Origin of the sequence: Phenylobacterium sp. (genome assembly GCF_044236515.1) — a bacterium.
Lineage (GTDB): Bacteria > Pseudomonadota > Alphaproteobacteria > Caulobacterales > Caulobacteraceae > Phenylobacterium.
In genome coordinates this window covers 1-12,691 of sequence record NZ_JBIIGK010000085.1, presented here as the reverse complement: position 1 = coordinate 12,691, position 12,691 = coordinate 1, and the positions used below count along the sequence as shown (strand labels likewise).

Sequence of the window (12,691 nt, the reverse complement as noted above, 5' to 3'; positions counted from 1 at the left end):
CGAGGACTGAACCGTGAAGGTCATCGCCAGCTCGCTCCGCAAGGGCAACGTCGTCGATCTCGAAGGCAAGCTCTACGTCGTGCTCAGCGCCGAGAACATCCACCCCGGCAAGGGCACGCCGGTCACCCAGCTGAACATGCGCCGCATCTCGGACGGGGTGAAGATCTCCGAGCGCTACCGGACCACGGAGACGGTGGAGCGGGCGACGGTGGACGATCGCCAGTACACCTTCCTCTACCAGGACGGCGAAGGCTTCCACTTCATGAACCCGGAGAACTACGACCAGCTCGTCGCCTCTCCGGACGTGATCGGCGACGCCGCGCCCTACCTGACGGATGGCTGCACGGTTTCGCTGTCCACCCACGAGGGCGTGCCGATCGCCATCGACCTGCCGCGTCTGGCGACCTTCGAGGTCGTCGAGACCGAACCGTCGGTGAAGGGCCAGACGGCGTCGTCGTCGTACAAGCCGGCCATCCTGTCGAACGGTCTGAAGACCATGGTGCCGCCCTACATCACCGTCGGCACGAAGATCGTCGTCCTGACCGAGGACGGCTCCTACCAGGAACGCGCCAGGGACTAGGCCCGCATGGACCGCTTCGACGTCGTCATCGTCGGAGCCGGCGCCGCGGGGATGATGTGCGCCATCGAGGCGGGCCGGCGCGGCCGGCGCGTGCTCGTCATCGACCACGCCAAGGCGCCGGGCGAGAAGATCCGGATCTCCGGCGGCGGGCGGTGCAACTTCACCAACCTGCACGCCGGGCCGGGCAACTTCCTGTCGCGCAACCCCAAGTTCGCGGTGTCGGCCCTGCGCCGCTATCGGCCGGCGGACTTCATCGCCTATGTGAACCGCCACGGGATCGCCTGGCACGAGAAGACGCTCGGCCAGCTGTTCTGCGACGGCTCGGCCCGGGAAATCATCGCCGCCCTGGTCGCCGACATGCGCGAGGCGGGCGTCACGCTGCGCCTCAACGAAACGGCGCAAGATATTGAAAAGACAGGCGACGAGTTCGCCCTCACGGCGGGCGGACGGGCGCTGGCCTGCACCTCGCTGGTCATCGCCACCGGCGGCAAGTCGATCCCCAAGATGGGGGCGACCGGCTTCGGTTACGACGTGGCCCGGCGGTTCGGACTGGAGGTCACCGAGACGCGGCCGGCGCTCGTGCCCCTGACCTTCGACGTCTCCTTGCTGGAGCGCCTGTCCCCGCTGGCCGGCGTGGCGGTGGACGCGCGGGTGGGGCACGGCAAGACGCGTTTCGACGAGGCGATGCTGTTCACGCACCGCGGCCTTTCCGGGCCGGCGATCCTGCAGATTTCGTCCTACTGGCGCGAAGGCGAGGAGATCGAGATCGACATGGCGCCGGGGACCGACGTCTTCGCCGAACTGAAGGCGCAGAAGGCGGCAAACGGACGACAGGCCGTGGCGACGGCGCTCGCTGTCCATCTGCCCAAACGGCTGGCGCAGTTGCTCGCCCCGCCCGGCAACCTGGCGGACGCCCCCGACAAGGTCCTGCGCCAGACGGCGGACGCGGTGAATCGCTGGCGGGTGAAGCCGGTCGGCTCCGAGGGGTACCGCACCGCCGAGGTGACGCTGGGCGGGGTCGACACCGACCACCTCGACTCCCGCACAATGGCGGCCAAGACCGTGCCTGGCCTCTACTTCATCGGCGAGGCGGTCGACGTCACCGGGTGGCTCGGCGGCTACAATTTCCAGTGGGCCTGGGCCAGCGGCTGGTGCGCCGGCCAGGTCGCCTAGCGCGACGACAGGTAATCGAGGGCCAGCAGGGCCTGCGCCCGCACTCCGACCTCCAGCGCCGCCTCGTCGATGGTGAAGAACGGCGAGTGGTTGACGCCAGGCGGGTTCCCGGCCGCGAGGTCGTAGAACAGGCCCGGGATCTGTTGCTGGTAGTAAGAGAAGTCCTCGGCCCCCGTGATGTAGTCGAGGTCGTCACGCGCCTTGCCCGGCGCGGCCCGCATCAGGGTCGGCTTCATACGCTCGGTCAGCGGACGGTCGTTGGTGGTGACCGGATTGGGCGTTCCGGACCAGGTCAGTGTGGCCTCGGCGCCGTAGCGATCGGCGATCGACGCGGTCGCCTTGGCCATCCTGGCCATGACGTCCTTGCGCATGCCGGTGTCGAAGGTCCGCAAGGTGCCGGCCATCTGCAGGTCCTCGGGGATGATGTTGTGGCGCATGCCGCCCTGAATCATGCCGATGGTCAGCACGGTCGGGAACTTGGCGACGTTCACCTGCCGGGCGGCGATCTGATTGAAGGCGGTGATCACGTCGGCGGTCATCGAGGCCATGTCGATGCCTTCCCAGGGCATGGCGCCGTGCGTCTGCTTGCCCTTCAGCGCCACCTCGAAGCGGTCGGAGGCCGCCATCATCGGGCCGGGACGCCAGGCCAGCTCGCCCACCGGGCCCGGCTTCACATGCAGGCCGAAGATCGCGGTCGGCGCCGGGTTCTTCAGCGCTCCCTCCCGGATCATCACCGAGGCCCCGCCTTCCTCTCCCGCCGGAGCGCCCTCCTCAGCCGGTTGGAAGAGGACCACCACCGTGCCGGGGATATCGGCTCGCATCGAGGCCAGAAGCTCGGCCGCGCCCATCAGGATCGCTACGTGGGCGTCATGACCGCATGCGTGCATCACGGACACGGTCTGGCCGTTGTATTCGCCCTTCGCCTTCGAGGCGAACGGCAGGCCGGTGCGCTCCTCGACGGGTAGCCCGTCCATGTCGGCGCGCAGGGCCACGACCCCGCCGGGCTTGCCGCCCTTCAGCACGCCGACGACGCCGGTCTTGGCCACGCCGGTGCGGACCTCGAAGCCGAGCTTCTTGAGATGCTCGGCGACCAGCTTCGAGGTGCGGAACTCGCGGTTCCCCAATTCCGGGTTCTGGTGGACGTCGCGCCGCCAGGCCACGACCTTGGGCTGCAGGGTCCTCGCCTTCTCGAATACAGCCGCGTCGTATGGGCCGGCGCCCTGCGCGAGAGCCGGGTTAGCGACGAGTAGCGCGGCCGACGCGGCGAGCAGAGCCTTAAACATGGCGGTCTCCGGAACGAGGTTGGACGATGCGCCCCCCGGCCATCGGCTGGGGCACGCCCGTGGTCTTCGGGAACGAGATGGGCAGACCACGCGCCGTGCGCGCGGCGAGATAGGCGAAAGCCTCGGCCTCGACCGCATCGCCGCGCCAGCCGTGGTCTTCGGCGGTGCGGACGGCGCAGGGCAGCCGAGCGGCGAGGGCCTTCATGATCTCCGGATTGTGCCGTCCGCCGCCGGCCACCACCACCTCGCGCGGGACCTCGCCGACGGCGGCGAAGCCCAGGCGGACGGCTTCGGCCGTGAAGGCGACGAGGGTCGCGGCGGCGTCCTCCAGCGACAGCCCCGCCAGCGGCTCCAGAGAGAAGTCGTAGCGGTCGAGGGACTTGGGCGGCGGGGCCTGGAAATAGGGATGAGCCAGGAGCGCCCGCAGCACCGGCTCCTGCGCCTGGCCGACGCTGGCGTAGCGGCCGCCCGCGTCGTAGCGGCCGGCCCCGCGCTGCTGCATCAGGAGGTCGATCATCCCGTTGCCCGGCCCGGTATCGAAGGCGGCGACCGCTCCGTCCGAAGACCAGAAGGTGACATTGGCCACCCCGCCGATGTTGAGCACCGCCAGGGGGGCATAGAGCCCGGAGCCCTTCGCGCGGGCGAGGTGGTAGATCGGGGCCAGCGGGGCTCCCTCACCGCCGGCCGCCACGTCAGCGGAGCGGAAGTCGAAGGCCACGGGAACCCCCGTGCGGTCGGCGAGACGCTGGGCGTCGATCAATTGCACCGTCCGGCCAAGGCGGCCGTCGGTCGGGCGCTCGTGCAGCACCGTCTGGCCGTGGACGCCCAGGAGATCGAAATCGCCCCAGCTGAGGTCACGCGCAGCCAGGAACGCCTCGGCAGCGTCGAAGTGCTCGTCGGCCCCGGCGCGGGCCGCGTCGGCGAAGACGGCGGGCTCCGGCGCTCCGCGCGGCCAGTCGAAGGCCGCCTTCGTCGCCGCCAGCATCAGCTCGCGGGTCGCCTCGGTCAGCTTGCGCTCGCCCGCCGGCCCGAAGGCGAAGATGGTCTCGCCATCGGTCTCCAGCACCGCCATGTCGACCGCGTCGAGACTGGTCCCCGTCATGAATCCGAGCACACGCATCCGGCTTGACTGCCACGGCGGCGGCGACGTAGCTAGCCGCCATGATCGGACCCGCCGCCCGCACCGGCCGCTATTACCGCCTGCCCCGCTAGCAGGCCCGATCCCGCGCGCCTGCCCCACCCGGCCGGCGCCCTCCTCGATCAGATCCCACGGACGCCGGCCTTCCTGCCAAAGGAAGATCCCATGTCCCTCGATAATCCGCCGCCCGCCGTGCTAGACGCCGGCCACCCCCGACAGACGAGCCCTGCAATGAGCGACGCCGCCTTCAAGTCCAGCTTTCTGAAGACCCTTCAGGAGCGCGGCTACATCCACCAGATCAGCCATCCGGAGGAGCTGGACAGCGCGGCCGCCTCGGGCGTGGTCTCGGCCTACATCGGCTTCGACGCGACCGCGTCGTCCCTGCACGTCGGCAGTCTGATCCAGATCATGATGCTGCGCCGGCTGCAGCAGGCCGGCCACAAGCCGGTGGTCCTGATGGGCGGCGGCACGACCAAGGTCGGCGATCCCAGCGGCCGCGACGAGAGCCGCAAGATGCTGACCGATGACGACATCGCGGCCAACATCGCCGGCATCAAGACCGTGTTCGAAAAGTTCCTCACCTTCGGCGACGGGCGGACCGACGCGGTAATGGTCAACAACGACGACTGGCTGTCGAAGCTCGGCTATGTCCAGTTCCTGCGCGAATACGGCCCGCACTTCACCATCAACCGCATGCTGACGTTCGACTCCGTCAAGCTGCGACTGGAACGCGAGCAGCCGCTGACCTTCCTCGAGTTCAACTACATGCTGATGCAGGCGACGGACTTCCTGCACCTGAACCGGGCCATGGGCGTGCAGCTGCAGATGGGCGGCTCCGACCAGTGGGGGAACATCATCAACGGGGTCGAGCTGGTCCGGCGGATGGATCAGAAATCGGCCTTTGCGCTGACGACTCCGCTGCTCACCACCGCCTCCGGCGCGAAGATGGGCAAGACGGCGGCCGGCGCCGTCTGGCTGAACGCGGATATGTTGAGCCCTTACGACTACTGGCAGTTCTGGCGGAACACCGAGGATGCCGACGTGGGCAAGTTCCTGCGGCTGTTCACCGACCTGCCGCTGGACGAGGTCGCGCGGCTGGAGGCCCTGCCCGGCGCGCAGATCAACGAGGCCAAGAAGGTCCTGGCCAACGAGGCCACGCGCCTGCTGCACGGCGCCGAGGAAACAGCCAAAGCCGCGGCCGCGGCCCAGGCCGCATTCGAGCAAGGGGCGCTGTCGGCCGACCTGCCGACCCACGAGGTCCCGAAGGCCGAGCTCGAGGCCGGGATCGTCCTAGCCGCCTTGGCCGCCGACGTCGGCCTGGCCGGCTCGCGAGGCGAGGCGCGGCGCCTGGCGCAGGGCGGCGGGCTGCGGGTGAACGACGTTCCGGAGGCAGACGCCAATCGAACCATCGGTCATGGAGACCTGGTCGATGGCGTGGTCAAGCTGTCGGCCGGCAAGAAAAAGATCGTCCTGGTGAGGCCTGTCTGATGAGCAAGATCGTCGAAGGCGCCGAGGCTCCCGATTTCGAGATGGAGACGGCCGACGGGCCGGTGCGGCTGGCGGACTTCGCCGGCCGCAAGCTGGTGCTCTATTTCTATCCCAAGGACGACACCCCCGGGTGCACCACCGAGGCGCTGGATTTCTCGACCCTGGCCGGGGAGTTCGCCGCTACGGGCGCGAGCGTGCTCGGCGTCTCCAAGGACAACGTCAAGAAGCACACCAGCTTCGCCGTCAAGCACGGCCTGACCGTCCGGCTCGCCGCCGATCCGGAGGGCGCGGTGATCGAACGTTATGAGAGCTGGGTCGAGAAGAGCCTCTACGGCCGCCAGTACATGGGCATCGATCGCGCCACCTTTCTGATCCAGGACGGCGTGATCCGCCGCATCTGGCGGAAGGTGAAGGTCAAGGGCCATGCCGCCGAAGTGTTGGCGGCGGCCAAGGCGCCCTGACGCGCTCGCCCTTCATTCGCCGTTAACCTTGTCGGCGAATAAGCTGATCTTGCGAAACTCCGTGTGCGCGACTTTCCGCGCCTTGCGCGGGTGAAATTTCTCGTTGCATATCGTGAACCTTCGGGGCTGGGGGGCTTACACGACATGCAACGCCTTGCGCGCATTCGCCGCTCGGTCGAGGAGCTGTTCCCCGAGCGCCACCTCTATGTGCGCACCGGCGGCGAGATGAAGGGCTTCGTCCTGACGCCGCGCAAGCAGATGGCCGCGGCCAGCGTCGTGGCCGGCGGGGCGCTTTGGCTGGGCGTCGCGACGGCGGCCATGCTGGTCAATGTCTTCTCAGCATCCGCCGCCGACCGTGAGATCGCCCGCACCCAGGCCAAGTACGAACGCTGGATCGCCGACCGCCAGGCGCGGCTGAACTCCGCGGTCGCCCAGCTGAACTCCGCCAGCGGCTCGACGGACGAGCTGGCGGCCAGCATCGAGAAGCGGCACGCGGCGCTGGCCCTGCTGCTCACCGACATGAACGACACCCCGGGCGCCCAGGCCGCCCTCACGCCGGCGATCAGCCGCGCCCTCTCCGCTCCCGATGCCAACCCGGTACGGCGCGTCGAGATGGTGCGCGTCAGCCAGGAACAGCTGCTGGACGCCGCCGACACCTTCGCCAAGGGCCGGGCCGACCGCCTGAGGCTGGCGTTCCGGATGGCCGGCCTGACCCCGAATGCCTACGTCCCGAAGGGCGGTGCGCTGGGCGGGCCGCTGATCGAGTCCAAGGACCCCCGCGCCCTGGCCGCTGTTCTGGACGTCGACGAGGGATTTGCGGCGCGCATCCAGAACGCAGCCCGCGATGTCTCTGACGCCCGAGCGCTGGACGCCGCCGCGGAGAGGTTGCCCTTCGCCCGTCCCACCGCCAACGCCCCGCAGACCAGCCGGTTCGGGGTACGGTTCGACCCCTTCACCCGCCGCCCGGCCCTGCATTCGGGTCTGGATTTCGGCGGCGGACACATGGCGCCGGTCGTCGCCGCCGGGCCGGGCGTCGTCGCCTTCACCGGCCAGCGGTCGGGCTATGGAAAGGTGGTGGAGATCGACCATGGCCGTGGCCTGAAGACCCGCTACGCCCACCTCCACGCAATTGGCGTCCAACCCGGCCAGCGTGTCGCCGTCGGCCAGCGGGTCGGCGGCATGGGCTCCACCGGACGCTCGACCGGCACGCACCTGCACTACGAGGTGTGGGTCAACGGCCGAGCACAGAATCCCGATCGTTTCCTGAGGGCCGGCGCCTATGTTCGCGAAGCCAGCTAAGTCCCAACCCGCCCGCGAGGCGGAGGCCGCACCGTCGCGCAAGGCGATCGCCGCCTCCCTCGTCGCCGAGAATGTCACGATCAACGGCGACCTCGCCACCGACGGGGACGTTCAGCTGGACGGGACGGTGCGCGGCGACCTGCGGGTCGGCCGGCTGAGCCTTGGCGACACCGGCTGCGTCGAGGGCTCAATCGAGGCCGAGGCCGCGGACATCCGCGGCCGGGTCATCGGCCCGATCACTGCCCGCCAGGTGCGGCTGCACCCCTCGGCCGAAGTGGTCGGCGACATCACCCACGAACAGCTGGTGGTCGAGCAAGGCGCCCGGTTTGAAGGCCGCAGCCAGCCCTTCACGACGCCGTCGGCGGCCGAAGCGCCGGCCGAGGTGGCCGAGGCGGCGGAGTAGTCCCCTACCCTTCCCGCGTCGCGCCGACCCGCTGGGCGAGGGAAGCGGCCATGAAGGCGTCGAGATCGCCGTCGAGGACGCCTTGGGTGTCTGAGGTCTCCACCTCGGTCCGAAGGTCCTTCACCATCTGGTACGGCTGCAGGACATAGCTGCGGATCTGGTGGCCCCAGCCGATGTCGGTCTTCTGCTCCTCGATGGCGGCGCGCTCGGCGTCGCGCTTCTGCAACTCGAGCTCGTAAAGCCGGGCGCGCAGCATCTTCCAGGCTTCTTCCCGGTTCTGGTGCTGCGAGCGGCCCGACTGACAGGCGACGACCACATTGGTCGGGATGTGCGTCAGGCGCACGGCGCTGTCGGTCTTGTTGATGTGCTGACCGCCGGCCCCGGAAGCCCGGTAGGTATCGGTGCGGACGTCGGAGGGGTTGATGTCGATGACGATGTTGTCGTCGACCACCGGATAGACCCAGACCGAGGCGAAGCTGGTGTGGCGCTTGGCGGCGGCGTCGTAGGGCGAGATCCGCACCAGGCGGTGGACGCCCCCCTCGGACTTAAGCCAGCCGTAGGCGTTGGTCCCCTTGACCTGCAGGGTCACAGATTTGATGCCGGCCTGCTCGCCCGGTGTCTCTTCGAGGAACTCGACCTCCATGCCGTGGGCGTTGGCCCAGCGGGTGTACATCCGCAGCAGCATCCCGGCCCAGTCGTTGGACTCGGTGCCGCCGGCCCCGGAGTTGATTTCCACGAAGGCGTCGTTGCCGTCGGCCTCGCCAGACAGCAGCGCTTCCAGCTCGGCCCGGGCGGCGCGTTCGCGGATCGCCTTCAGCTGGCCGCGGGCCTCCTCCAGGCTGTCCTCATCGCCTTCCTCGTCAGCCATCTCGGCGTAGCCGAGTGCGTCAGAGAGATCGCGCTCCAGGCCTTTGACGGCGTCCACCTGAGTGGCCAAGCGCGTACGCTCGCGCATCACCGCCTGGGCGGCTTCGGGCTTGTCCCAGAGGGTCGGATCTTCGACCCGAGCGTTCAGTTCGTCGAGTTTTCGGAGGGCGGGTTCCCAGTCAAAGACGCCTCCTGAGCAGCGCGATCGACTGCTCGATGTCGGCCTTCGCGGCCTCGACATCCGCTCTCATGGGAGAAGCTCCGGTAAAAGTCAGGGCGCGGGGGATAGCCCGCGCCAGGTTTCAGGACAAGTAGGGGTCGCTAGTAGAGATCGCTGACGTCGTCGGCGGGCCGCGGCGGCGGGGCCGGCGGCGGCGCCAGGGCCGCACCGGCGCTGGGCGCGCCGGTCACGCCGTCTCGCCAGACCTCGCTGTAGGGCTGCGGGCCGGAGAGCGTGCCGACGGGAACCTGGGCGACGCGCGGCTCGGTGCCGGGACGGAACGCCTCGCGGATGCCGCGGACCATGGCGAACTTGGCGTTCTTCGGCGCCTTGAATTCCTTCTTATCGACGCCCTCCAGCGCGACCTTCATGAAGTCGATGAAGATCGGCACCGCCGACTGGCTGCCGGTCTCGCCAGAACCGAGGCTGCGGTTGTCGTCGAAGCCGACGTAGATGCCGACCACCAGGTCCGGCGAGAAACCCATGAACCAGGCCGACCGGTAGTCGTTCGTGGTGCCGGTCTTGCCGCCCAGCGGGTAGCCGAGCGACGAGGCCGCCGCCGCTGTGCCGCGCTGGACCACGCCCTGCAGCATCGAGGTGATCTGGTAGGCGGTGATGGGATCCATGACCTGGCCGCCGGCCTGGGCGATCCGTGGGCTCTCATCGCCGGTGAAGCCGGCGTCGCAGCGGGCACAGTCGCGGCGGTCGTGCCGGTAGATGGTCTTGCCCTCACGGTCCTGAACAAGCTCGATCAGATGCGGCTCGACCTTCTTGCCGCCGTTGACGAAGCTGGAATAGGCGCCGGCCATCTTGAAGACGGTGGTCTCGCCGGACCCCAGGGCCATGGCCAGCACGCGGTCCATCTTCTTGGTGACGCCCAGGCGCTCGGCCAGGCTGGAAATCTTGGTCATGCCGACGCCCTGGGCAAGTCGCACCGTCATGGCGTTGCGCGACAGCTCCAGGCCTTTGCGCAGCTGCAGCGGGCCGTAGTACTTCCGCTCGTAGTTCTCGGGCGTCCAGGCCTGGCCGCCGGCGCCGGTGAGGGTGATCGGCGCGTCCATGACGACGCTGGCGGGCGTGTAGCCGTTCTCCAGAGCCGCAGCATAGACGATCGGCTTGATCGACGAGCCGGGCTGGCGCTCGGCCTGAGTGGCGCGATTGAAGCTGGACAGCGAGAATGAGTAGCCGCCGACCATTGCCAGAACGCGGCCGGAATGAGGTTCCATGGCCACAAGGGCGCCGTTGACCGCCGGCACCTGCTTCAGTCGGAAGCCCGGGGCGCCGTCCTCGTTCGGAGCGACGAACACGAGGTCCCCGGAGCCGATGCCCTTGCCGCGGCGGGCCCAGGCGACGTCCTCGCCGGCGATGGCGCCGGTCTGGCCGTCGATGGTGCGGACCCGAACGACCCCGCCGCCGACGTCGGTGACGACGGCTTGGCGCCAGGTACGACGCTCGGCCGGGCGCGATTCCTTGCGCGCGACCTCTTCCCAGCCGGCCAAGGTGGTGACCCGGCCCCAGGCGCCGCGCCAGCCATGGCGGCGGTCATAGGATTCCAGGCCGTTCATCAGAGCCAGGCGGGCCGCGCTCTGCAGGCGCGGGTCCAGCGTGGTCCGCATGTAGTAGCCGCCCTCGGTCAGACGGTCGCCGAGGGTGGCGAGGCCGCGGCGGCGAACCTCTTCAACGAAGTAGTCGGCGTCGCGGTACTTGGCGCGGGTCGGCTCGCCCTGAACCTTCAGATCCTCGGCCTTGGCGGCGTCGGCCTCGGCGCGGGTGATCCAGCCGTGGCCGGCCATCTGGTCGATGACCCAGTTTCGACGCTGGATGGCGGCCGCCTTGCGGCGGATCGGGTGGTAGTTGTCCGGCCCCTTGGGCACCGCGGCAAGATAGGCCGCCTCGGCGATCGACAGGTCCGAGATCGACTTGCCGAAGTAGTTGTACGCCGCCGCGCCGACGCCGTAGGACCGATAGCCCAGCCAGATCTCGTTCAGGTAGAGCTCGAGGATCCGCTCCTTGGAGAGCGTCTGCTCCAGCCGACTGGCGAGGATCGCTTCCTTGAGCTTGCGGGCGATGGTCTGGTCGTTGGTCAGCAGGATGTTCTTGGCGACCTGCTGGGTGATGGTGGAGCCGCCCTCTAGCCGCCGGCCCTGCGCGACGTTGAAGACGTTGCGGGCCATGGCGCGGCCGAAACCCGAGACGTCGACGCCGCGATGGCGGAAGAAGTTATGGTCCTCGGCGGCCAGGAACGCCTGGGCCAGGCGCGGCGGCATGGCGTCGTAGGGGACGTAGATCCGCCGCTCACGCGAGAACTCGCCGATCAGGGTGCCGTCCCAGGCGTAGGCGCGGGTAGCCGTCGGCGGATGGTAGTCGGTGAGGTCGGCGGCGTCCGGCATGTCGCGAAACAACCAGGCGGCCCAGATCGCGGCCGCGAATCCCGCCAGCGCGATGGCGCTGAGCACCACCACGCCGGCCATCGCGACCCAGCGCTCGGGTCTCGTCTCTGGGGGGTTCAACTTGGACCGGCCTCCGGGGCGTTCTTACCCCACGGCTGTCGGTCTAGCGTGCGTCGGCGCGGGCGCCAACGGTAGGCCGACGCTTCCGCGTCAGCGCGCCGCAAGCCGCCCCCTGGCGCGTCAGCGCGAGGCCAGCCGGGTGGCGCCGAAGTAATCGTCGATAGAGTCCCCGACGGCGTCCATGAACTCGGCCCGGCGCTCAGGATCGCGCAGCAGCTGTTCATCCTGGCTGTTGGAAATGAACCCCATCTCCAACAGCACCGCTGGGACGTCCGGGGCCAGCAGGACCATGAAGCCGGCGTCGCGATGGCTACGGCGCAGCAGCGGCGTGCGGCCTTCCAGGCGCGACAGCAGCGTCTGGGCGAAGCCGGCGGAGCGGTTGCGGGTGGCGCGCTGGGTGAGGTCCAGAAGGATGTCGCTGACGCCACGGTCGCCGCTCATGCTGGCCTTCATGAACCAGTCCTCGCGGCTGACGAACTGGGCCGAACGGGCGGTCGCCTTGTCGGACAGGGTGTAGACGCTGGCGCCGCGCAGGCCGGCCTCGGGGCCGGAATCGGCGTGCAGGGAGATGAACAGGTCCGCGCCGGCCCGTTGGGCCGTGCGCACGCGGCTGGCGAGGCCGACATAGGCGTCGGCGTCGCGGGTCATGATGACTTTGTAGCGGCCGCCCTTCTCCAGCCGAGCCTTAAGGGCGCGGGCGGCGGCGAGATTGAGGTCCTTCTCGTAGCCCTGGACGCCGCGGGCGCCCGGATCGTGCCCGCCGTGGCCCGCATCGATCACCACCACCTTCCTGGTCGGCAGGGCGGCGCGCGCCGCCAAGGGCTTCAGGCGCAGCTTGGGCGCGGCGGCTTCGGCCTTGATCAGGCGGGCCTCCGCAGGTTCCAGCCGGGCGACATCGACGACGTAGCGGTAGTGAGAGATGCCGTCGGCCGGCGGCAGCAGGAAGCGGCGCTTCACCTTGGCGTCGGCGGCGAGGTCCATCTGCAGGCGGGCCCCGCCAGCCGTCTGGTCCACGGCCCAGGCGGAGACCAGCCCCTGCCCCTTGCCCTGCAGGTCCGAAGCGGCGGTGACCCCCGTCAGCACCACGGTGACGCGGCGATCGGCGGCGCCGTCGGAGACCAGCTTCACGCTGGCCGAACGGTCGAGGTCGATGACGATGCGGGTTTGGGCGGAGTCGCCGCCGAGACGCACCTTGAGCAGGTCGGCGGAGGCGGCGGCCGCATGGCTGACGGCGGCGCCGGCGGCGCACAGCAGGACGGCGGCTGAACC

General features: G+C 69.4%; 11 protein-coding genes. 6 read left to right on the top strand and 5 right to left on the bottom strand.

The genetic code is table 11. The features are described 5' to 3' along the window. The first annotated feature begins 13 nt into the window (after positions 1 to 13). Positions 14 to 580: an elongation factor P gene (efp, locus tag ACILRF_RS10055; RefSeq protein ID WP_395672451.1), complete on the top strand. Its 567-nt coding sequence runs from the start codon at positions 14 to 16 to the stop codon at positions 578 to 580. 6 nt (positions 581 to 586) lie between these two features. Beyond that, the gene (locus tag ACILRF_RS10050; RefSeq protein WP_395672449.1) at positions 587 to 1,753 is read left to right on the top strand and encodes an NAD(P)/FAD-dependent oxidoreductase; all 1,167 of its coding nucleotides are present in this window, start codon (positions 587 to 589) and stop codon (positions 1,751 to 1,753) included. On the opposite strand, the gene ACILRF_RS10045 is transcribed toward ACILRF_RS10050, so the two are convergent. Both ACILRF_RS10045 and ACILRF_RS10040 read right to left on the bottom strand, forming a co-directional pair. After that, positions 1,750 to 3,036 (bottom strand): amidohydrolase, encoded by a 1,287-nt coding sequence (locus tag ACILRF_RS10045; protein ID WP_395672447.1) that lies wholly within the window; start codon positions 3,034 to 3,036, stop codon positions 1,750 to 1,752. The genes ACILRF_RS10050 and ACILRF_RS10045 overlap by 4 nt on opposite strands. After that, a complete protein-coding gene (locus ACILRF_RS10040) occupies positions 3,029 to 4,156 on the bottom strand; it encodes an anhydro-N-acetylmuramic acid kinase (RefSeq protein ID WP_395672445.1) in 1,128 nt (375 codons plus the stop codon). Before ACILRF_RS10040 ends, ACILRF_RS10045 begins: the two co-directional genes overlap by 8 nt. A 183-nt stretch (positions 4,157 to 4,339) precedes the next feature. On the opposite strand from ACILRF_RS10040, the gene tyrS reads away from it, so the two are divergent. From tyrS to ACILRF_RS10020, 4 genes are all read left to right on the top strand, one after another. Continuing rightward, positions 4,340 to 5,662 (top strand): tyrosine--tRNA ligase, encoded by a 1,323-nt coding sequence (gene tyrS / locus ACILRF_RS10035; RefSeq protein WP_395672443.1) that lies wholly within the window; start codon positions 4,340 to 4,342, stop codon positions 5,660 to 5,662. Further along, positions 5,662 to 6,123, top strand: coding sequence for a peroxiredoxin (locus ACILRF_RS10030; protein ID WP_395672441.1), 462 nt, complete (start codon positions 5,662 to 5,664; stop codon positions 6,121 to 6,123). The genes tyrS and ACILRF_RS10030 overlap by 1 nt, the downstream gene beginning before the upstream one ends. A gap of 144 nt (positions 6,124 to 6,267) precedes the next feature. Then, positions 6,268 to 7,422 carry a M23 family metallopeptidase gene (locus tag ACILRF_RS10025; protein WP_395672439.1) on the top strand — a complete coding sequence of 385 codons (1,155 nt, stop codon included), beginning with the start codon at positions 6,268 to 6,270 and terminating at the stop codon, positions 7,420 to 7,422. Then, entirely contained in the window at positions 7,403 to 7,825 is a 423-nt protein-coding gene (locus tag ACILRF_RS10020) for a polymer-forming cytoskeletal protein (RefSeq protein ID WP_395672437.1), read from the top strand. The genes ACILRF_RS10025 and ACILRF_RS10020 overlap by 20 nt, the downstream gene beginning before the upstream one ends. Before the next feature lie 4 nt (positions 7,826 to 7,829). Here ACILRF_RS10020 and prfB read toward each other — a convergent pair. The 3 genes from prfB to ACILRF_RS10005 form a co-directional block, all read right to left on the bottom strand. Continuing rightward, positions 7,830 to 8,943 (bottom strand): peptide chain release factor 2 gene (gene prfB / locus ACILRF_RS10015; RefSeq protein ID WP_395672435.1). Its coding sequence is split into 2 segments (ribosomal slippage): positions 7,830 to 8,873 and positions 8,875 to 8,943, totalling 1,113 coding nucleotides; the frame shifts between segments, so codons are not numbered across the junction. A 70-nt stretch (positions 8,944 to 9,013) separates the two neighbouring features. After that, a complete protein-coding gene (locus tag ACILRF_RS10010; RefSeq protein WP_395672455.1) occupies positions 9,014 to 11,383 on the bottom strand; it encodes a penicillin-binding protein 1A in 2,370 nt (789 codons plus the stop codon). 159 nt (positions 11,384 to 11,542) lie between these two features. Next, positions 11,543 to 12,676: an N-acetylmuramoyl-L-alanine amidase gene (locus ACILRF_RS10005; protein ID WP_395672453.1), complete on the bottom strand. Its 1,134-nt coding sequence runs from the start codon at positions 12,674 to 12,676 to the stop codon at positions 11,543 to 11,545. Positions 12,677 to 12,691: the final 15 nt, after the last annotated feature.